The sequence below is a fragment of the Streptomyces sp. NPDC096310 genome (genome assembly GCF_044763125.1).
Taxonomy (GTDB): Bacteria; Actinomycetota; Actinomycetes; order Streptomycetales; family Streptomycetaceae; genus Streptomyces.
The window spans coordinates 404,131-423,464 of the sequence record NZ_JBIWFO010000001.1 but is presented as its reverse complement, the minus strand read 5'-3'; the positions used below and the strand labels follow the sequence as shown (position 1 = coordinate 423,464).

Below are 19,334 nucleotides of genomic sequence, written 5' to 3'. Positions count from 1 at the left end.
GACCTCCTGGGACATGCCACCCCTGCCCATGCGCGGCCCGGCCCGGTCCTGCTACCGGCGGAAACCGCTCGCACGAGGGACGCGCGCTACGCCGGGTCCCGCTCGTTCTCGGTCGTGCGTGCTCCGGCAGAGAGCGCATTCGCCTCGCCGTCGGCGCCGGCTTCGGTACGGACACGGGTACCCGCCCCGGCGCCGGAGCCCATCTCGGAGCCCGCGCCGGACGCCGTGGCGGCCGTCACCGCGGCCCCCTCCGCCACCACTGTCTCTACCGCCCCCTCTGACCCTTCCGTCACCGCCGCCCCGAGCGGCACCTGAGGCCCGCCGCCCTCGCGGAGCCACCGCCGGAGCACGGCGTGCACCTGCTCCGCGCCGACGAGTTCACCGCGGTCGGGCACCGGCGCGCTGAGCACCAGCGGCGACAGCAGGAAAGGCCGCGCCTGTTCGCCGCCGAGCCCGCCGTGCGAGCCGATCTGCTCCTCGAAGGCGTGCACCCGGCCCGTCCCCGGGTCGTACATCGAGTTGACCATGATGTCCGCGACATGCGGGAAACCGTCGGTACGTCGCACGGCGTCGGCCGCGCCGGGGCCCATCCCCGCCAGCGGCCCGTCGTCGTCCAGCGCGTCCACCGGGACCTCCGCACCGCCGTGGCCCAGCACCACGGAGCCGTGCTCCTCGCTCCGTACCAGCAGGAATCCGATCCCCGGATGGCTGGCGAGCGTCCGCAGCAGCGCCGGGTGGCGCCGGTCGATCTCCTCCCGGCTCATCCGGCCCGGCACGTCAGGGAAGGAGATCAGGCCGAGGTTCCCGGAGGCGAGCACCACCGGCTCCGAGGTGCGCGCGGGCTCCGCCCCGTCGTCGGTGCGCTCCGGCCGGTGCAGCGCGCCGAGTACGGCGTGGCGCGCGGCGTCGCGCGCCTCCGCGCCGCTCCTGGTCCGCCCGGCCCGGCGGGAGACGGGCAGTCCGCAGCCGGCCCGTACGAGGTCCTTGAGCGTGAGCCCGTACGCGCCCTCGAAGGTCTCGCCGGGGCTCTGGCCGTGGTCGGAGAGGAGCACGATCCGGTACCGGCGGGGGGCGTGCTCGGCGACCCGGGCGATCAGGCCGACCGACCGGTCGAGCCGGGCGAGGACCCGCGCGGCGTCCCGGCTGTGCGGCCCCGAGTGGTGCGCGACCTCGTCGTAGGCGACCAGGTCGGCGTAGACGGCGGTCCGGCCCGCCAGCATGTCGCCGAGCACCGCCGCGACCACGACGTCCCGCTCGACGACGGTCGCGAAGGCCCGGATGAACGGGTACAGCCCGCCACGGCCCACCCGAGGCCGGTCGCCGCGCAGCCGTGCTCGGGTGGACTGGCCGATCTCGCGGCAGACGTCGGCGGTGAACGAGACCACCGTACGGACGGCGTTGGCCGGGTCCGAGAAGTACGCGAAGTAGCCGGCCCGGGAGCGGTTGGCGCGGGCGCGCCGGGCGGCGATGGAGAGCACCAGCGCGAGCTGGTCGGCGCCGCCGCTGAAGAGGTTGCCGCGGCTGGCGCCGTCGAGGGTGAGCAGCCCGCCGTCGCCGGTGCGCTCGATGGCCCGGCGCTGGAGTTCGGCGGCGCTCGCGGGCCGGTTGCTCACCATGACCCTGCCGCTGTCCTTCTCGTACCAGCGGAAGGCGGGGACGTCGTGGTTGGAGCCGTGCAGGATGCCGAGCTGGCTGGCCCCGGTCTGGCTGGACCAGTCGGTGCGCCACGGTGTCAGCCGGTGAGTGGGGCGCTCCCCCAGCCAGCTCGCGATGTGCGGCACGTCGCCCGCCGCGACCGCGTCCAGCAGCACCTGGTGGCCCACGCCGTCGAGCTGGAGGAAGACCGTGCCGGGCACATCGCCCCGGCCGCCGTCGTCACCGCCGCGGCCCCGTCTGCGCCGCCGGCGATCGGCGAGGCGCGAGAGCCGGTGCCGGTACGCCTCGTCGTCCCCGACCGCGAGCCCGGTGGCGGTCGCGGAGGCGACGGCGGACATCACGGCGGCGACCACCACCGCGGTCCGCGGGTCGGCGGCGCCCCGGCCGTCGGGGATGAGCCGCAGCGCGATCAGCAGCAGCGAGCCGTTGAGGAAGAACACCAGCAGCCCGAGGACGAGCGCCGGGACCAGCAGCAGCGCCCGTACGAGCACGGGCCACACCAGCGCGCCGAGCAGGCCGAAGGCACCCGCTCCCCAGGCCGCGGTGACCGCGATCCTGGTGGGGCTGTCCCCGTCGGCGGACTGGAGCTCGAAGTCGGGCAGGAGGCCGGCGAGCGCCAGCATCGTCACCGTGGACACCGCCCAGACGATGATCACCCTCAGCAGGGCGCGGCCGGTCGTGCGCCATCGCCCGCCGACAACCCGGCGCACGGCGGAGTGTGGAGCGGCGGAGTGTGGAGCGGCGGACGGCTTCACGCGGCTTCGGATCCGGTGTGGGGCGTCGGGCGCCCGCTCGCTGTCGTGCACCGGGTCGTCAGCACTCCGCCTTCACCTCACGTCCGGCCCGTACGGCTCACGGGCTCGGCCCCCAGCCTCGCACAGCGCCGCGCGGGCCCCCGCATCCCGGCGGCCCGGAAGGTCACAGCGGGGCGGGGCGCGCCCGCGCCGGTATCGAGAGCCTGCGGTGGACCTCGGCCTTCCGCGCCGCGTCGTAGCACGGCTCGTCCAGGCCGGCCGTCTCCAGCCGTACGCCCCGGCGCTCGCACTCGGCGGCGAAGGCGGGTACGGAGGTGAACGCGCGGTCGAGCACCCGGTCGCTGGCGGCGACGAAGAGGTCGACCAGTCCTTCCTCGACATCGGTCCACAGGCCGCAGTGGTCGGGGCGCAGCCGGTAGAAGTAGAGCTGGCGGGTGACGGTGTAGCCCTTGTCGGCGGCCCAGCGGGCGCACATCTGGTGCTGGCCGTGGGTGTCCACCAGGAAGGGGTCGCGGTCCAGCTCCTCCAGCGGTGTCAGGCTGGCGATCGCCGTCACGCGTACCTCGCCCATGCCGCTCCCCCGCTCCCCCCGCGCAACCCCCGGGCCCGTCCCCCGGGGCCCGCCTTCGTTCCGCAGACCCTAACCCGTGCGCGCCTTCGTGAGGCAGGCGCGCACGGGGCGGTCGGAGGCGCGCGTCCGGGCGCACCGCGTTCGAGGTGGCGCGAAGAAGCGGGGTGGAGCGACGCCGCCCCGCCTCTCCGCGCCACCTCTCCGCCCGGACGGGTGACGGCCGTACGCTGAGGGCGAGGAGCAACCCCGGGTGGGGAGCGGGACACCCCGCGCCCCCGTGCGCGCCGGGCGGACGGAGCTGAGGTCGGGTTGGGAACTGTCATCACCTGGTGGGGCCATGCCACCTGCACGGTCGAGGATTCCGGGGTACGGATCCTGACGGACCCGGTGTTCGTGCGCCGGCTCGCGCATCTGCGCCGGCGCCTGGGCCCCGTACCGCCGCCCGAGGCGGGGGTCGCCGACGCCGTGCTCGTCTCGCATCTGCACTCCGACCATCTCCATCTGCGGTCGCTGGCCAGGCTCGCGCCGGGCACCCGGCTGATCCTGCCGCGCGACGCGGTGCGTTCGGTGCCCGGGCTCCGGCGGCTCGACGCGCGCCGCAATCCGGCGGGGCTGCGGATCACGGAGGTGGGCGCGGGCGACGAGGTGGAGATCGGGCCGGTACGGGTCCGGGCGGTGCCCGCGCTCCACGACGGGCGCAGGCTGCCGGTCGGGCCGCACCGCTCCCCCGCGCTCGGCTATGTGATCACCGGCGAGACGCGGACGTACTTCGCGGGCGACACCGGGCTCTTCGACACCATGGCGGAGTCGGTGGGCCCGGTGGACGTGGCGCTGCTCCCGGTAGGCGGCTGGGGGCCGCATCTCGGGCCCGAACACCTCGACGCGGGGCGCGCGGCCCAGGCGCTGGCCCGGCTGGCGCCGCGCGCCGCCGTGCCGGTGCACTACGGCACGTACTGGCCGATCGGCTTCGACGGGGTCAGACCGCACGAGTTCTACGCGCCGGGCGACGAGTTCGTACGGAAGGCGGCGCGGCTCGCCCCGGAGGTGGCCGTACATCTGCTGCGGCACGGCGAGAGCACGCGGCCGGAGGCCGTACGGTGATCGACCGGCTCCTGGCCCAGCTCTCGGTGCTGCCTCCCGAGTCGACACAGCAGGCCGTGGGCTACCCGTCGGTGTTTCTGCTGGTGGCGCTGGGTGCGCTGGTGCCGGTGGTGCCGACGGGGGCGGTGGTGAGTACGGCGGCGGTGGTGGCGTTCCATCAGAGTTCGCCGCTCTCCATGCTCTTCCTCTTCCTCGTGGCATCCTGCGCGGCCTTCCTCGGCGATGTCGCGCTGTACTGGCTCGGGCGGCGCGGGGTCGGCTCGAAGAACGGTTCGCGGTGGCTGGCGGCGCTGCGCAGGAACGCTCCGCCGGACCGGCTCGAACAGGCCCAGCGCAAGCTGCGGGAGCACGGGGTGACGGTGCTGGTGCTGTCCCGGCTGGTGCCGGCCGGGCGGATCCCGGTGATGCTGGCCTGTCTCTTCGGGGAGTGGCCGCTGCGCCGGTTCGCCCGGGGCGATGTGCCGGCGTGTCTGGCCTGGGCCGCGACGTACCAGCTCATCGGCGTGGCGGGCGGCTCGCTGTTCGCCGAGCCGTGGGAGGGCGTGCTCGCCGCGGTGGTGCTGACGGTGCTGGTCAGCGGCGTCCCGGCGCTCTGGCGCAGGCTGCGGCGGCGTACGCGGGACATGGACGGGCCGGGCGGTACGGAGCCGGACCGGCTCGCGGGCGCCGAGGCCCGGCCGGGCGCCGAACCGCGTCCCGGCCCGGAGGCCGGCCGGCCGTGACGCGCCGCGCGGGCGGCGCCGCGGTCCGCCGGGGTCAGCGCAGGGTGTCGAAGGCCGCCGCGAAGTCGTCCAGCGCCCGCGCCACATGGGGCAGTTCCAGGGGCGCCGCCGCGCTGAGGGATTCCTGACGCTGCTCCGGGGTCGCCCCGAGCAGCGGGCCGGTGGGCAGCCGGACGCGCAGGGCGCCCAGTTCCTCGCCGAACCGGTGGCCACCCGGGGTGGCCGCCCCCAGCCGCGCGCCGAGATGGTTCTCCAGCTCCAGGGAGTCGGTGACGCCGAGCGCGGCCAGCCGGGGGCGCAGCGGCCCGAGGTCGGCGTAGAGGTGGCGGCCCGCCCGGGGCGGTCGCGCGAGGGCGCCGGAGGCGAGCACCGCGTGATGGGCGGCCTCGGCAATCCGCCCGTACAGCGTGGCGGCGTCCCGGGCCCGCGCCGTGACCGACGCCGGTTCGTCCAGCGCGTGGGCGGCGGCAGCGGCGACGGGGCCCGCGACGAAGGCGCCGAGCGCGGTGAGGATATCGAGGGTCCTGGCGCGCAGGGCGGCCCCGGCGGGGGTCGCCGGGTAGCGGGCGACGGCCATGGGCCAGGCGGCCGGGAGGAGCGAGCCCACCGCGTCACAGACGACGGTGACCTCGTCGGGCCACATCCGGGCCGGGCTGAGCAGCACCGTCTCGTGCGGGCGGTGCAGGGTGTCGCTCCAGGTCTCGTCGCTGACGATGTGGAGCCCTTCGCCGATCGCCGCCTCGCAGGCCGCCCGGACCGGTTCGGGCGGGGCGACGGTGGCGGTGGGGTCGTCGGCGAGGGAGAGCAGCAGCACCCTCGGAACGCCGCCTTCCGCCCGGACCCGGCGGACGGTCTCCAGCAGGGCGTACGGGTCGGGCACGCCGCCCGCGTCGGCCGGCGACGGCACATGGTAGGCGGGCCGGCCCAGCAGCCGGGCCTGCGGGGTCCACCAGGCGGGGCAGGGCCGGGGCATCAGCACGTCGCCGCCGTACGCGGCGAGCAGTGCGAGGAGCAGTGGCTGTGCGCCGGGGGCGGCGGCCACGTCGTCGAGGCCGCCGGTCAGCCCGCGGCGGGACCAGTAGCCGCAGGCGGCCTCCCGGAGGACCGCGCCGCCGCCCGGGGGCTCCGGTTCGGTCCGCCCGGCCGCCGCCGCGCACGCCTCGGTCAGCTCGGGCAGGGCGGGCAGTCCCGCCTCTGGCGCGGGCGGGCCGTAGCGTACGGGACCACGGCCCTCGGGAGCCGTCCGCCGCATATGCGCCACCTCCGTGGCCGCTCGTGGGCCGGTCCGTCCCGTGAGCCCGCTATCTTGAGCCCTTTATACGGAGGTTTGTTCCTGTGCGCTTCTCGGGTTCCGCCACCCCGTCGCCCCGCTCGTCGTCGGACGCGTCGGCCGCCCGCCGGTCCGCCCCGTTTCCCGCGCCGGGGCCGTCCGCCGTACCGGCCGGTCCGCTTGACCCGTCCTCGCCGGGGTACCCGCGTGCCATGCCGAACACCGCTGCCTCCGCCTCCGCCGTCAGCCGCGCCCGGATCGCCGCGCTGCTCGAATCCTGGGACGACCGGGCCTTCCGGGCGGTCGCCGGCCGGCACTGGCCGGGCGCCGACCCCGTACTGCCCCGGCTGAGCCGCACCGCGAACCACGGGCTGCTCTGGTTCGGGGCGGCGGCCGGGATGGCCGCGCTGGGCGGCAGCGCGCGCTCGCGCCGGGCGGCCCTGCGGGGCGTGGCGTCGCTGGCTGTGGCGTCGGCCGCCATCAACACGGTGGGCAAGCGCGCGGTGCGCAGGCAGCGCCCGCTGCTCGATGTCGTCCCGGTGATACGGCGGCTCAAGCGGCAGCCGTTCACCTCGTCCTTCCCGTCGGGGCACGCGGCCTCGGCGGCGGCGTTCGCGACCGGGGTGGCGCTGGAGTCGAAGGGGTGGGGCGCCGCGGTCGCGCCCGTGGCCGCCGCCGTGGCGCTGTCCCGGGTCTACACCGGTGTGCACTACCCGAGCGATGTCCTGGTGGGCGCGGCGCTGGGGGTGGGGGCGGCCTACGCGGTACGGGGGATGGTGCCGACGCGCTCGCAACTGCCCGCCCCGGGACGGCCGCACACCCAGGCGCCCGCGCTGCCCGGCGGCCGGGGGCTGACCGTCGTCGTCAACCGCGCCTCGGGGTCCTCGGACTCGGCGGAGCTGGTGCGCGACGCGCTGCCCTTCGCGCGGGTCGTGGTCTGCGCGCCGGAGGAGGTGGGCACGGAGCTGGAGAAGGCGGCGGGCGATTGTCTCGCGCTGGGTGTCCTCGGCGGCGACGGAACGATAAACCGGGCCGCGTCGGTCGCCGTACGCCACACGCTGCCGCTGGCGGTCTTCCCCGGCGGCACCCTCAACCACTTCGCGTACGACCTCGGCATCGAGAGCGTCCACGACACTTGCCGGGCGCTGACGGCCGGCGACGCCGTACGGATAGATCTGGGGCGTTTCACCCCGGGTCCTGAGGGCGGCACGCCCGGCCACTTCGTCAACACCTTCAGCCTGGGCGTCTATCCGGAGCTGGTCCGGGTGCGCGAGCAGTGGGCGCCCCGGATCGGCGGCTGGCCCGCCGGGGTGCTGGCGGCGGCGCGGGTGCTGCGCGGCGAGCACCAGATCGACGCCGAGTTCGAGGGCAGGCCGCGGTCGCTGTGGCTGCTGTTCGCGGGCAACGGGATCTACCAGCAGATGGGCCCCACGCCGGGCCACCGGCAGAATCTGGCCGACGGACTGCTGGATCTGCGGATCGTGCACGGCGGCCGGGCGCCGGGCGCGCGTCTGCTCGCCGCCGCGCTGGCCGGCCCGCTGAGCCGCTCGCCCGTCCACGCGGCGGTTCGGATGCGCCGAGTGCGGATCAGGAACATCGCCCCAGGGACCCGGCTCGCGTTCGACGGTGAAGTGGCCGAGGCCCCGCGGGAGTTGACGCTGGACAAGGCGATCGAGGCACTGACGGTCTACCGGCCGCAGGCGCTGCTGTAGCGGCCCTCGCCGGGGGATATCCGCTGGACAGCCCCCGGCGTACGGCCGAGGATCGCCGGGGTGGACACGGAACACATCCTGGAGACCGGCAGGCTGCGCCTGCGCCCCTTCGCGGACGACGAGGCGGAGGTGGCCCGGGTCGTCGCGCTCGACAACGACCCGGGCGTGCGGCGGTTCATCGACGGCGGGCGGCCCGTCTCCTCGGACACGGTCCGGCGTACGACGTTGCCGAGGCTGCTGGGCCCCGGATTCTGGGCGGCCGAGGAGCGGGCCACGGGCGCGTGGCTCGGCTGGTTCTGCCTGGAGCCGCCCGCCGGACCGGGACCCGGGGGCGAACCGGACTGGCGCGCCCCGGAGTTGGGCTACCGGCTGCACCGCGCCGCGTGGGGCCGGGGGTACGCCACCGAGGGGGCACGCCACCTGGTCCTCACGGCGTTCACCGCGCTCGGCGCGGAGCGGGTGACCGCGCAGACCATGACCGTCAACACCGGGTCGCGGCGGGTGCTGGAGAAGGCGGGGCTGCGGTACGTCCGTACGTTCTTCGAGGAGTGGCCGGAAACGATCGAGGGCTCGGAGCAGGGCGATGTCGCGTACGAACTGACGCGCGAGGATTGGGCGAGGACCGGGCTCATCCGACCTGGACGGACACCCCGCCCCGTCTGTCCATATAACAAGACACGTATCTCATCATGCGACATGGGGGCGTAGCGTGGCCTGACCACTTCACGAGAGGGAGTCCGGCCATGCCGAAGGAGACCGCCGTCTACACGCACGGGCACCACGAGTCCGTGCTGCGCTCGCACACCTGGCGCACGGCCGCCAACTCCGCCGCCTACCTCCTGCCCGAACTCCGCTCCGGCCAGGACGTGCTGGACGTGGGGTGCGGGCCCGGGACCATCACCGCCGATCTGGCCGCGCTCGTCGCGCCGGGTACGGTGACGGCCGTCGACACCTCCGAGGCCGTCCTCGACACGGCGCGGGCGACCGCGGAGGCCGCGGGCGTGACCAATGTCCGCTTCGCGGTCGCCGATGTCCACTCCCTGGACTTCCCCGACGACTCCTTCGACATCGTCCACGCCCACCAGGTCCTCCAGCACGTCGGCGACCCCGTCCGGGCCCTGGGCGAGATGCGCCGGGTCTGCCGGCCCGGTGGGACGGTCGCGGCGCGGGACTCGGACTACGCCGCCTTCACCTGGTTCCCCGCCGTACCGGCGCTGGACGGCTGGCTGGAGCTGTACCGCCGGGTGGCGCGCGCCAACGGTGGTGAGCCCGACGCGGGGCGCCGGCTGCTGTCCTGGGCGCGGCGCGCCGGGTTCACCGGGATCGAGGCGACCGCAACGACCTGGTGTTTCGCCACGCCCGAGGAGCGCGCGTGGTGGAGCGGGCTGTGGGCGGACCGTACGGTCGCGTCGGACTACGCTCGGCGGGCGGTCGACGGCGGACACGCGACGCGTGAACAGCTCGCGGAGATCGCCGCGGGGTGGCGGAAGTGGGGCGAGGCGCCGGACGCCTGGTTCATGGTCCCGCACGCCGAGATCCGCTGCCGCGCCTGAACACCCGGTCCCTGCCCCGCGCCCCTCACCGCCCCCTTTCCCGTTCGGGCCAACTAACCTGGTGGGCATGGAAATCATGGGAACCACGCTGCGGATCTGCGTCGACGACCTGGAGACATCGGTGGCGTTCTACGAACGTCTCACCGGAAGCCCCGCGCTCCGCTTCGAGCGCGGCGGGGTCTCGGTCGCCGCCGTCGGCTGCTTCCTCCTGATGAGCGGTCCCGCCTCGGAGATCGACGTCCTGCGCAAGGTGCAGGCGACCATCGCGGTCAAGGACGTCGACGAGACGCTCACGGTCCTCACCGGGAGCGGCGCCCGGGTCGTCGCCGGTCCGGTGCCGACCCCGGCGGGGCGCAATCTGATCGCCGTCCACCCGGACGGCTCGGTCTTCGAGTACGCCGACCGCAAGGTGGTCCCCGCGACCTGACGGGCCGTCCTGGCGGGCGCGGCCCGAGGTTGGAGGGGGCGTCGACGACCACGAAATATTCCGCGTGCGCGCCCTTCTCTCCGTCGTACGCTGCGGTCCCGGACGCACAGGGACCGGCACGGACGCCGGCCCGGCACGGCAGAGGAAGTGAGCGGCGAAATGAGCACTCAGCACACGTACCGGGTGATCGTGCGTGGGACGTGGGAGGGGCTGACGGAGGAAAAACGCGCCCTGCTCCTCGCCGAGCTGGATCTGCACGGGCTGGCGCAGATGCGGTTCACGCCGGAGGGCTCGCTCACGTACGACGCGGCGCTCAAGCACTTCAGCTACCGCTACGAGGTGGTCTCGGACGCGGCGGACGGCGAGGAGATGGCGGGCGCGCTCGCCGAGGAGCGTGCCGAGGCGGCGCTGCGGGAGCGGGGCTGCGGCCACGGGGCGCTGAGGTCCACGGTGACCGATCTGGACACGATGAAGATCAACCGGAAGGGGTCGCGGCAGGCCCCGCGGTGATCGCCCAGCGCTGGTGGCCGCGCCACTCGCCGTCGACGAGCAGAAACTCCGGTGAGTAGCCCTCCAGCCGGAATCCGGCGCGCCGTACGAGTGCGACGGACGCCGTGTTGGCGGGCTGGATGTTGGCTTCGAGGCGGTGCAGTCCGAGCGGGCCGAAGGCGCGGCCGATGACCAGTCCCAGCCCCTCGCTCATCAGCCCGCGCCCGGCGGCGTGCGCGAACGCGCCGTACCCGAGCGCCCCGCAGCGGAACGCGCCGTGGACGATGTTGTTGATGTTGACGAACCCTGCGATGCGGTCGTCCTCGCGGTCGCAGACGAGATGGCCTGCCCGTGCCGGGTCCGCGATGAGCCGGTCGGCATACACGGCGTACGCGGCCGGCTCCTCCGGCGGGAAGAGCCAGGGACGGTGCAGCTCCCTGCCGGCGCGGACGAGTGCGGTGAACTCGTCGGCGTCCTCGGGGCGGAACGGGCGGAGGTAGGTGCGGGCGCCCTCGGCGAGCGGGGCGGGGAGTCCGGGCATCGCGCCAGCCTAGACGGGCCCACCGGCCGTCCCGGGGCCGCCGGCCACCTGGGCCCACCGGCACCCCCGGGCCCGCCGGCCGCCGGCCGTCCCCGGGCCCACCGGGTCAGGTCAGCGCGGGTACGTCCAGAGTGAGCGTGGCGCTCTCCGCGTCCAGCACCCCGGGCACGCCCAGCGGCACCGTCAGCGCCGTGTCGCCGTGGCCGAAGCCCAGCTCCTCGACCACCGGTACGCCGAGTCCCCCGAGCCGGTCGAGCAGGACCGCCCTGACCTCCTCGTACGGACCGCACTGCGCCCAGGAGCCGAGGCCGATGCCGGCGACACCGTCCAGCCAGCCGGAGCGGAGCAGTTGGGTGAGGATGCGGTCGAGGCGGTACGGCTCCTCACCGACGTCCTCGATCATCAGCAGCCCGCCGGCGGCGGAGGGCCGTACGAAGGGGGTGGCGAGGTCGGCGGCGAGCAGGCTGACGCAGCCGCCGAGGGTGACGCCGTGCGCCCGCCCCGGGACCAGCCCGCGGGCCGTGTCCAGGCCGAGGGTGCGTACCGACTCGGGCGCGAACAGCGTGGCGCGCAGCGACTCCTGCGTCCCGGGGTCCTTGAGGAAGGTGAGGGTGGCGGTCATCGGGCCGTGCAGGGTGGCCAGCCCCGCCCGGACGGCGAACGCCTCGTGCAGCGCGGTGATGTCGCTGTAGCCGACGAAGACCTTGGGGCCCGCGGCGCGGATCGCGGTCCAGTCGAGCAGGTCCACCATGCGCTGGGCCCCGTACCCGCCCCGGGCGCAGAACACGGCGGAGACGGACGGGTCGCACCACGCCTCCTGGAGGTCACGGGCGCGGTCCGTGTCGCTCCCGGCGAGGTAGCCGTGGGGGTGGATGTCCAGGACATGGGGGGCCACGACCGGGTCGAGGTCCCAGCCGCGCAGGACGGCGAGTCCGGCGTCGAGCCGGTCGGCGGGGACGGGGCCGCTGGGGGCCACGACGGCGACGCGGGCCCCCGGCCGCAGCCGGGCGGGGCGGGTGAGGGGCGTCGTCCGTAGTGCGGACAGGGACGTCATGTCGTCAGCTCCAGACGCGGCACATCGGTGCGGGTGATGCCGAAGGTCTGTGCGTACAGGGAGAGTTCGGCCTCCAGCGCGCGGACCATCGTGTCGGCCCTGCGGAAACCGTGCCCCTCTCCCTCGAAGCCGATGTACGCGTGCGGGATACCGCGTCCGGCCGTACGCGCCAGGAAGCGCGCGCTCTGGGCGGGCGGGCAGATCACGTCGTCGAGCCCCTGGAGCAGCAGGAAGGGCGCGGTGATCCGGTCGACGTGCTGGAGGGGCGAGCGGTCCTGGTAGCGGCCGGGGACCTCGGCGAACGGGCCGATCAGCGAGTGGAGGTACTGGGACTCGAAGTCATGGGTCTCGTCGGTGGCCCAGCCGACCAGGTCGAGGACCGGGTAGATGATCGTGCCGCAGGCGTAGACGTCCGTACCGGTGAGGGAGGCCGCCGCGGTCCAGCCGCCGGCGCTGCCGCCGCGTACCGCGAGCCTGGCGCGGTCGGCGGTGCCCTCGGCTGCCAGCGCCTCGGCGACGGCCGCGCAGTCCTCGACGTCGACCACGCCCCACTGTTCGCGCAGCCGGTCGCGGTAGGCGCGCCCGTAGCCGGTGGAGCCGCCGTAGTTGACCTCGGCGACGCCGATGCCGCGCGAGGTGAAGTAGGCGATCTCCAGGTCGAGGACGAGCGGCGCGTGCCCGGTGGGTCCGCCGTGGGCCCACACGACGTACGGCGGCAGTTCGTCGCCGGGGGCGCCGCGTCCCGGGTGGTGCGGCGGGTAGACATGGGCGTGGATCTCGCGGTTGTCGGGCCCGGTGAAGGTACGGATCTGCGGCTCGGGGTAGTACGCGGGGTCCACCGGGTCGTGGTGCGCCGAGCCGATGACGCGGGCCTCTCCGGTACGGGTGTCCACCTCCACGACCTCGTACGCGCTGCGCGGGCTGGCGGCGACGCCGATGACATGGTCGCCCCGGACGGCGAGGGTGGGGGCCCACTCGGTCCAGGGGCCCGCGGTGTCGACGAGTTCGCCGGTCCCGGGGTCGAGGATGCCGAGCGCGGTGGAGCCACGGCCGTGGATGACGGCGATCAGCCCGTTCGCCAGCGGCTGGAACCACCGCAGGCCGATCTTCCACAGCGGGCCGCCGAACTCCTCCCGGCGGCCGGTGCAGAGCGCCGTGCTCGCGACGAGCCCGTCACCAGGACCGTCGGGGCTGACCCGCCGGAGCTCCCACCAGTCGCTCGGGTCGGAGACGAAGAGCAGCGAGCCGTCCGGTGCCCAGTCGGCCTGCGCGACCGACTCGTCGGTGCCCCCCACCACCGGCCGGACCCCGGTGAAGGGGGCCGTGCCGGTGGCGGCGCCGGGGGCGGCGACCTGACCGAGCATCACCACCGTGCCCTCCCACGGCATCCGGGGATGGTCCCAGGCGATCCAGGCGACGGAGCGCCCGTCCGGCGAGAGCCGGGGTCCGGTGACGAAACGGTGCCGGTCGTCGGAGAGTTCGGTGACGGCCGTACGGTCCTCGGCGGCCGCGCCGTCCAGCGGTACGGCCACGATCGCCCGGCGTACGTCGGTGGGCCGCTCACCGGTGAACTCCTCCATGACGCACCAGACCTCGCCCCGGTCCTGATGGATCACCGGGTCGGCCCAGCGCAGCCCGCCGCCGACGGCCGACACCGGGGTGAGCGGGCGGGGTCGCGCCGTGCCGTCCGGTTCGTACGCGTACAGCCGTTGGTCGGGGAGGTGGACGAAGACGGCGAGCGGGCCGCCGGCCGGGCGCTCCACCGCCGCCCAGGGCAGCCCGCCGTACTCGATCACCCGGCTGCGGACGTCCCAGGGCGCGGGCAGCACCGGCTCCTCGTGGCCGTCGGCGCGGCGGCGTACGAGCGCGCGCCGGCCGCCCTCCTCCGGACGCGGCTCGGTCCACCACACCTCGCCGCCGACCGTCCCCACGTACTCGGGGCGCCCGTCGTGCGAGGCCGCCAGGGTGGCGTCGATGGGGGACGGCCAGGTCCCGTAGGGCCCGGTGGGCAGTATCACGGACGTTCCTCGCTCCTCGGCACGGCGTTGCTCGGGTGTATTCGGATGTGATCCGGCGGACCGGATCCGATGTGGGTTCAGGCGGACTTCAGATAGTGGTCGAGCACCCGGACACCGAAGTGCAGTGCCGAGACCGGCACGCGTTCGTCCACGCCGTGGAAGAGCGCCTGGTAGTCGAAGCCGGGCGGCAGCCGGAGCGGGGAGAAACCGTAGCCGGTGATGCCGAGGCGGGAGAACTGCTTGGCGTCCGTGCCGCCCGACATGCAGTACGGCACGGTGTGCCCGGCCGGGTCGAAGCGCTCGACGGCGGCGCGCAGTTTGGCGAAGGTCGGTGAGTCGACGGGCGCCTGGAGGGCGACCTCCCGGTGGTGGAACTCCCACTCCACATCGGGGCCCGTCAGCATGTCCATGGTGGTACGGAACTCCTCGTCGCCGCCGGGCACCGTCCGCCCGTCGATGTACGCCGTGGCCTGCCCCGGGATCACATTGACCTTGTAACCGGCCTCCAGGACCGTCGGGTTGGCGCTGTTGCGCACCGTCGGCTCGATCAGCGCGGCGGCCGGTCCGAGCTTGCCCAGCAGGCCGTCCACGTCGAGGTCGGCCGCGTACACGTCGGTCTCTATGCCGTGCAGCACGGCGACCTCGGCGAGCGCCGCCCGTACGGTCGGGGTGAGCCGGACGGGCCACGGGTGGTCGCCGATCCTGGCGACGGCGGCGGCGAGCCGGCTGACGGCGTTGGCGCGGTTCACCTTGGAGCCGTGCCCCGCCCTGCCGTGGGCTGTCAGCTTGAGCCAGCCGGTGCCGCGTTCCCCGGCGCCGATGGGGTAGAGCGTCATGCCGGGGCCCGCGTGGAAGGTGAAGGCGCCGGATTCGCTGATGCCCTCCGTGCACCCCTCGAACAGCTCGGGGTGGTGGTCGGCGAGGAAGCCGGAGCCGTCCACGGCGCTGGCCTCCTCATCGGCGGTGTAGGCGATGACGATGTCGCGGCGCGGCCGGATCCCGTTCCTGGCCCAGGCCCTGACGACGGACAGGACCATCGCGTCCATGTTCTTCATGTCGACGGCGCCCCGGCCCCACACCACCCCGTCCCTGATCTCGCCGGAGAAGGGGTGGACGGTCCAGTCGGCGGGTTCGGCGGGGACGACGTCGAGATGGCCGTGGACGAGGAGCGCGTCGGCGGACGGGTCGGTGCCCTCGATCCTGGCCACGACGTTGGTGCGCCCGGGGGCCCGCTCCAGGAGGGTGGGTTCGAGTCCGGCCGCGGCGAGGCGCTCCGCGACGTACTCGGCGGCCGGCCGCTCCCGGCAGTCCCCGCCGCCCCGGTTGGTGGTGTCGATACGGATGAGGTCGGAGGTGAAGGCGACCACCTCGTCGAGGGCCGCCGTGTCCAGGGCGTCACCGGTGGTGTCGCCGGTGACGCTCGTGTCACCGGTGCCGTCCGCGTCACCGGTGTTGCTGATGTTGCTGGTGTTCATGTCAGCCATACTGCTCCTCCACGGCGGACGAAACGATCGTCGTGACCGCTTTGAAGGTGCGAATGGCCTCGTACATCGTCCCGCTGGTGTACGTGACGCGCCGTTCGCCGCTGAGCGAGACGCCCGGGACGACCGTGGCGGCGGCGGAGAGATGGGCCGCGTCGAACTCCAGCTCCAGGGTGAACGGGCCGCCGTCGACGGGGGCGTGGCGTACGGCGAGGGCCGTCGCGTCCTTCGCGGCGGCGCGGATGTCCGCGGCGGTACGCGCCGGGGTGCGGCAGACGGCCGCGTACCGCGAGACATGGTCCTTCACCGCGACCTTGTGCGCCTCAGGGGCGTAGCCGATCGCGTCCTCGCAGGTCAGGTCGTCGCCGGTGACCAGGACGACGGGGACGCCGTACTCGGCGACGACCCGCGCGTTGAGCAGGCCCTCACTGGCGCGTACGCCGTTCAGCCAGACCCCGGTGAGGCTGTTGGCGAGATAGGTGTGGGCGAGCACGCCCTCCGTGCCGGCGCCGGTGTGGTAGCCGACGAAGGCGATGCCGTCGACGTCGCCGTGCTGCACGCCCTCGACCATGGAGAGCGACTTGTGCCGCCCGGTGAGCATCTCGGCGCGCTCGTCCAGCCGCTCCAGCAGCAGATTGCGCATGGACCAGTGCGCCTCGTTGATGAGGACCTCGTCGGCGCCGCCGTCGAGGAAGCCGAGCACCGCCGCGTTGACGTCCGAGGTGAACAGGGCGCGGCAGCGCTCCCACTGCGGGGTCCCCGGCAGGACGTCGGCGGGCCAGGTCACCCCCGTGGCGCCCTCCATGTCGGCGCTGATCAGGATCTTCACAGGTGGCTCCGTTCTCCGCCCGGCGCCGCGCGGCCGCACGCCGGTCCTGAGGGCAGGGCGAGTGTAGACCGACAGAGCGCCTGCCCCGTAAGGGTCACGTCGAAAAGGGCATGTCCTCGCCAGTACGTCACATGTGTACGGCGCGCCCCCGGGCAGGGGGCGCGCCGTACCCTAGACGAGAGCGCCGGGCGGACGCGGGGGTCAGCGCATACGCGCCGAGGGCCGGTGGCCGCCCTGTCCCGTCGGGTCCATCGGGCCGAAGGGGTCCGCCGGGCCGGCGGAGGTCCGGTACTCCTCGACCGGCGTCGGGTCGAGGTAGAACCACTCCGCCGTCGGTCCCGGCGCCGCCGCCGGGTCGCCCTGGGCGCCCTGCCCCGCGGCCGGGGAGGGCGGCGGGGCGGGCGCGTCGGGGACGTTGGGCCGCAGCAGCTCCACCCGTACCTCGCCGGTGCCCCGTTGCTGGGCCACGAACTCGTCGACCTGGCTGCGGCAGGCGTGGTCCCAGTGGGTGACGGCGGTCAGGTCGAGGCGGATCCTGGGCATTCCGGCGGAGGCGACCTCCTCCAGCGCGTCGATCAGCTTCGGCAGCCGCAGGAAGGTCGCGTTGCCCGCCATGACCAGCTTCGCGGTGTCGCCGGCCACCTCGGTGCGTACCGAGGTCTGCGACATCCGCAGCGCGGCCAGCACGATGCCCGCGGCGAGGCCCACCAGGACGCCTTCGAGGAGTGCGGTGGCGACGATCACGACCGTGGTGAGAGTCATGACGGCGAACTCGCCCCGGTCCTGGCGCCACATCTTCGGGAACTCCGCCGGTGCGAAGAGCTTCCAGCCGCTGTGCACCAGGACGCCCGCGAGTACGGAGATCGGGATGAGGGCGAGCACCCCGGGCAGCAGCACGGCGAAGGCGAGCAGCCACAGGCCGTGCAGGGTGCGGGAGATCCGGGTCTTGGCGCCCGCCTGCACATTGGCGGAGCTGCGGGCGACGACGGCGGTCATCGGCAGCGCGCCGAGGAATCCGCAGAGCGTGTTGCCCGCGCCCTGTGCGATCAGTTCGGCGTTGTAGCGGGTGCGCCGGCCGGTGTGCATCCGGTCCACGGCGGCGGCCGTGAACAGGCTCTCGGCCGAGGCGATGATGGTGAAGGTGAGCACGGTGGTGAGGACCGCGCCGTTGGCGAGCAGCGCGAACTGGGACGGCCCGGGGATCTGGACGGACGCCAGGAGGTTGCCGACCTGGAGGGTGGTGATGTTCACCCCGGGCAGGGCGGCGACCGCCATACCGCCGGCCACCGCGACCAGCGCGGCGGGCGCCTTGTTCACCGGCGCGGGCATCTTCTTCCAGAGGAAGCTGAGGACGACGGTGCCGACGCCGAGCGCGGCGGCGATCAGCTTCTGCGGGTCGGCCAGGGTGTCCGCGATCAGCCCGGGGATGCCGAGCATGTTCTCGACCGGTACGCCGATGGACTTGGCGTCGGCCATCGGGTACGCCTGACTGAACATCAGCGGCAGCCCGATCCCGGCCAGCATGCCCTGCACCACGGCGATGGAGATCGCCTGGAACATCCGGCCCAGCTTGATCAGCCCGAGCCCGATCTGGAGTACCCCGGAGGCCAGCACGATCACACCGAGGGTGGCGAGCCCGTGTTCCAGGACCGCCTCGGCGACCAGCGCGGCGAGACCGGCGGCGGGGCCGCTCACCTGGAGGGTGCTGCCGCGCGCCATGCCGACGACCAGGCCGCCCACGACACCGGAGATGATGCCCAGCTCGGGCGGGGTGCCGGAGGCGACGGCCACACCGATGCACAGGGGCAGCGCGACGAGGAAGACGACGAAGGACGCGGTGATCTCGGTGGCGAGATCGGGCTTCCGGCCGGCCCCCGGCTTCTTCTTCCCGGGCGCCCCGGCCGCCGCGCCCGGCGCCTTCCCGGCGGGGCGCGGCGGGCCCGGCGGCCGGGGCGGCGCGGACGACGGCGCCCCGTAGGGGGCCGTCGCGGACCCGTGGGGGTCCGTCCCGTGGGCGTCCTTCGCGTACGGGTCCGTCCCGTAGGGGGCGGCGTACGGGTCCGTGGCCGCGTAGGGATCGGCGGCGGGGTACGGGTCGGCGTACGGGTCCGTGGGTGCGTACGGGTCCGCGCCGAAGGCGTCGAACGGATCCGGCCGCACCGTGCCGTACTCGGGCTCGGGCTCCGGCTCGGGTTCGTGGGCCCGGCCCGGCCCGCGTCCCGCGTGCCGCCCCCGGTGGCGGCCGTTGCCGGGCGGGCCGGGCTGGACGGGGCCGCCGTACCCCTGCCCCGGGCTCAGCACGGGTGCACCCGGAAGGTGTCGTCGTCCTCGTTCAGCTCCCACACCTCGCCGGTGTGGACCTCGTAGTACCAGCCGTGCAGCCGCAGCCTGCCCTCGGCGAGGCGGCGCCCGGCCGCCGGGTACCCGCGCAGCGCGGCGAGTTGGACCCGTACGTTGAGCTGCGCCAGCTCCGTGACGCGCGCGTCCCCCGGATCCGTACCGTCCGCCGGCTCGCGGTCCAGTACGGCGGCCAGCCCCGGCCTGGCGTTCTCCAGCCAGGCGCCCACACCCGGCAGGTCGGAGAGATCCCTGCCGGAGGCCAGGGCGCCCATCGCGCCGCAGTGCGAGTGTCCGCAGACGACGATGTCCCGTACGTCGAGCACTTCGAGCGCGTACTCGACGGTGGCGGCCTCACCGGAGACGAGATGCGGCATGTGCGGCGGGACGATGTTGCCGGCGTTCCGTATTTCGAAGACCTCGCCGGGTCGTGCCCCCGTGATCAACGCGGGAATGACGCGGGAATCGGAACAGGCGACGAAGAGCGCCTGCGGAAATTGTCCCTCGGCCAGTTTCCGATATGTCTCGCTTTCGAAATCCACCCGGCGTCGGAACGAGCGGGCGCGTTCGAGCAGAGCCTTCATGGTGCCTCCCCAGGGGGCGGTTGGAGCCAGGACCTGGTTCAACACCGTAGAGAGCGCTACCCAAGACGAAGGTTAGAGGAACACTAAGGCAATGCCATGATTCGGCCGTGACCTGTGACCTGGCTCCCACTCCTGCGAACATCGTGTCCGCCGGATTCATTTATCGTACGGTGTTCGCCCCGGCGTGAATACGGCGGAGAACTCGTGTCGGTCGAATTCACGGAGAAACGGAAA

Annotated in this window: 17 protein-coding genes; 7 read left to right on the top strand and 10 right to left on the bottom strand. The window is 74.3% G+C overall.

Annotated features, from left to right (window positions below; all coding sequences use genetic code 11):
• Positions 1-86: 86 nt before the first annotated feature.
• Both ACIQ7D_RS01570 and ACIQ7D_RS01565 read right to left on the bottom strand, forming a co-directional pair.
• The gene (locus ACIQ7D_RS01570) at positions 87-2,279 is read right to left on the bottom strand and encodes an alkaline phosphatase family protein (protein ID WP_403933757.1); all 2,193 of its coding nucleotides are present in this window, start codon (positions 2,277-2,279) and stop codon (positions 87-89) included.
• A gap of 295 nt (positions 2,280-2,574) precedes the next feature.
• Positions 2,575-2,982: a hypothetical protein gene (locus ACIQ7D_RS01565; protein WP_403932241.1), complete on the bottom strand. Its 408-nt coding sequence runs from the start codon at positions 2,980-2,982 to the stop codon at positions 2,575-2,577.
• A 309-nt stretch (positions 2,983-3,291) separates the two neighbouring features.
• On the opposite strand from ACIQ7D_RS01565, the gene ACIQ7D_RS01560 reads away from it, so the two are divergent.
• Positions 3,292-4,083 carry an MBL fold metallo-hydrolase gene (locus tag ACIQ7D_RS01560; RefSeq protein WP_403932238.1) on the top strand — a complete coding sequence of 264 codons (792 nt, stop codon included), beginning with the start codon at positions 3,292-3,294 and terminating at the stop codon, positions 4,081-4,083.
• The gene (locus tag ACIQ7D_RS01555) at positions 4,083-4,805 is read left to right on the top strand and encodes a DedA family protein (RefSeq protein ID WP_403933756.1); all 723 of its coding nucleotides are present in this window, start codon (positions 4,083-4,085) and stop codon (positions 4,803-4,805) included. Before ACIQ7D_RS01560 ends, ACIQ7D_RS01555 begins: the two co-directional genes overlap by 1 nt.
• Positions 4,806-4,839: 34 nt before the next feature.
• On the opposite strand, the gene ACIQ7D_RS01550 is transcribed toward ACIQ7D_RS01555, so the two are convergent.
• On the bottom strand, positions 4,840-6,057 hold the full coding sequence (locus ACIQ7D_RS01550; protein ID WP_403932236.1) for a pyridoxal phosphate-dependent aminotransferase: 1,218 nt from the start codon (positions 6,055-6,057) through the stop codon (positions 4,840-4,842).
• Between the two features lie 230 nt (positions 6,058-6,287).
• Between ACIQ7D_RS01550 and ACIQ7D_RS01545 the strand changes: the two genes are divergently transcribed.
• The 5 genes from ACIQ7D_RS01545 (at position 6,288) to ACIQ7D_RS01525 (ending at position 10,277) form a co-directional block, all read left to right on the top strand.
• A complete protein-coding gene (locus ACIQ7D_RS01545; protein ID WP_403932233.1) occupies positions 6,288-7,787 on the top strand; it encodes a bifunctional phosphatase PAP2/diacylglycerol kinase family protein in 1,500 nt (499 codons plus the stop codon).
• 60 nt (positions 7,788-7,847) lie between these two features.
• Entirely contained in the window at positions 7,848-8,495 is a 648-nt protein-coding gene (locus ACIQ7D_RS01540; protein WP_403932230.1) for a GNAT family N-acetyltransferase, read from the top strand.
• A 35-nt stretch (positions 8,496-8,530) separates the two neighbouring features.
• Complete coding sequence (locus ACIQ7D_RS01535; RefSeq protein ID WP_403932227.1) at positions 8,531-9,340, top strand: methyltransferase domain-containing protein; 810 nt, start codon at positions 8,531-8,533, stop codon at positions 9,338-9,340.
• 67 nt (positions 9,341-9,407) lie between these two features.
• The gene (locus ACIQ7D_RS01530) at positions 9,408-9,767 is read left to right on the top strand and encodes a VOC family protein (RefSeq protein WP_403932224.1); all 360 of its coding nucleotides are present in this window, start codon (positions 9,408-9,410) and stop codon (positions 9,765-9,767) included.
• Positions 9,768-9,926: 159 nt separating this feature from the next.
• Positions 9,927-10,277, top strand: a complete 351-nt coding sequence (locus tag ACIQ7D_RS01525; protein WP_403932222.1) for a DUF6204 family protein — start codon at positions 9,927-9,929, stop codon at positions 10,275-10,277.
• On the opposite strand, the gene ACIQ7D_RS01520 is transcribed toward ACIQ7D_RS01525, so the two are convergent.
• From ACIQ7D_RS01520 to ACIQ7D_RS01490, 7 genes are all read right to left on the bottom strand, one after another.
• Positions 10,243-10,797 carry a GNAT family N-acetyltransferase gene (locus tag ACIQ7D_RS01520; protein WP_403932219.1) on the bottom strand — a complete coding sequence of 185 codons (555 nt, stop codon included), beginning with the start codon at positions 10,795-10,797 and terminating at the stop codon, positions 10,243-10,245. The two genes, ACIQ7D_RS01525 and ACIQ7D_RS01520, sit on opposite strands and share 35 nt — an antisense overlap.
• 106 nt (positions 10,798-10,903) lie before the next feature.
• Positions 10,904-11,851 (bottom strand): LD-carboxypeptidase, encoded by a 948-nt coding sequence (locus tag ACIQ7D_RS01515; protein ID WP_403932216.1) that lies wholly within the window; start codon positions 11,849-11,851, stop codon positions 10,904-10,906.
• The gene (locus ACIQ7D_RS01510) at positions 11,848-13,866 is read right to left on the bottom strand and encodes a S9 family peptidase (protein WP_403933755.1); all 2,019 of its coding nucleotides are present in this window, start codon (positions 13,864-13,866) and stop codon (positions 11,848-11,850) included. The genes ACIQ7D_RS01515 and ACIQ7D_RS01510 overlap by 4 nt, the downstream gene beginning before the upstream one ends.
• Positions 13,867-13,946: 80 nt before the next feature.
• Positions 13,947-15,353, bottom strand: coding sequence for a M20/M25/M40 family metallo-hydrolase (locus ACIQ7D_RS01505; protein WP_403932213.1), 1,407 nt, complete (start codon positions 15,351-15,353; stop codon positions 13,947-13,949).
• A complete protein-coding gene (locus tag ACIQ7D_RS01500; RefSeq protein ID WP_403932210.1) occupies positions 15,346-16,179 on the bottom strand; it encodes a M55 family metallopeptidase in 834 nt (277 codons plus the stop codon). The genes ACIQ7D_RS01505 and ACIQ7D_RS01500 overlap by 8 nt, the downstream gene beginning before the upstream one ends.
• 201 nt (positions 16,180-16,380) lie before the next feature.
• Positions 16,381-18,480: a SulP family inorganic anion transporter gene (locus ACIQ7D_RS01495; protein ID WP_403932207.1), complete on the bottom strand. Its 2,100-nt coding sequence runs from the start codon at positions 18,478-18,480 to the stop codon at positions 16,381-16,383.
• Positions 18,474-19,100: a carbonic anhydrase gene (locus ACIQ7D_RS01490; protein ID WP_403932204.1), complete on the bottom strand. Its 627-nt coding sequence runs from the start codon at positions 19,098-19,100 to the stop codon at positions 18,474-18,476. Before ACIQ7D_RS01490 ends, ACIQ7D_RS01495 begins: the two co-directional genes overlap by 7 nt.
• Positions 19,101-19,334: the final 234 nt, after the last annotated feature.

Coding starts and splice junctions, on each gene's coding strand:
- ACIQ7D_RS01545 (WP_403932233.1), top strand. CDS start 6,288: ATGCCGAACACCGCTGCCTCCGCCTCCGCCGTCAGCCGCGCCCGGATC.
- ACIQ7D_RS01525 (WP_403932222.1), top strand. CDS start 9,927: ATGAGCACTCAGCACACGTACCGGGTGATCGTGCGTGGGACGTGGGAG.
- ACIQ7D_RS01570 (WP_403933757.1), bottom strand. CDS start 2,279: ATGCTGGCGCTCGCCGGCCTCCTGCCCGACTTCGAGCTCCAGTCCGCC.
- ACIQ7D_RS01490 (WP_403932204.1), bottom strand. CDS start 19,100: ATGAAGGCTCTGCTCGAACGCGCCCGCTCGTTCCGACGCCGGGTGGAT.
- ACIQ7D_RS01505 (WP_403932213.1), bottom strand. CDS start 15,353: ATGGCTGACATGAACACCAGCAACATCAGCAACACCGGTGACGCGGAC.
- ACIQ7D_RS01565 (WP_403932241.1), bottom strand. CDS start 2,982: ATGGGCGAGGTACGCGTGACGGCGATCGCCAGCCTGACACCGCTGGAG.
- ACIQ7D_RS01520 (WP_403932219.1), bottom strand. CDS start 10,797: ATGCCCGGACTCCCCGCCCCGCTCGCCGAGGGCGCCCGCACCTACCTC.
- ACIQ7D_RS01535 (WP_403932227.1), top strand. CDS start 8,531: ATGCCGAAGGAGACCGCCGTCTACACGCACGGGCACCACGAGTCCGTG.
- ACIQ7D_RS01550 (WP_403932236.1), bottom strand. CDS start 6,057: ATGCGGCGGACGGCTCCCGAGGGCCGTGGTCCCGTACGCTACGGCCCG.
- ACIQ7D_RS01515 (WP_403932216.1), bottom strand. CDS start 11,851: ATGACGTCCCTGTCCGCACTACGGACGACGCCCCTCACCCGCCCCGCC.
- ACIQ7D_RS01530 (WP_403932224.1), top strand. CDS start 9,408: ATGGAAATCATGGGAACCACGCTGCGGATCTGCGTCGACGACCTGGAG.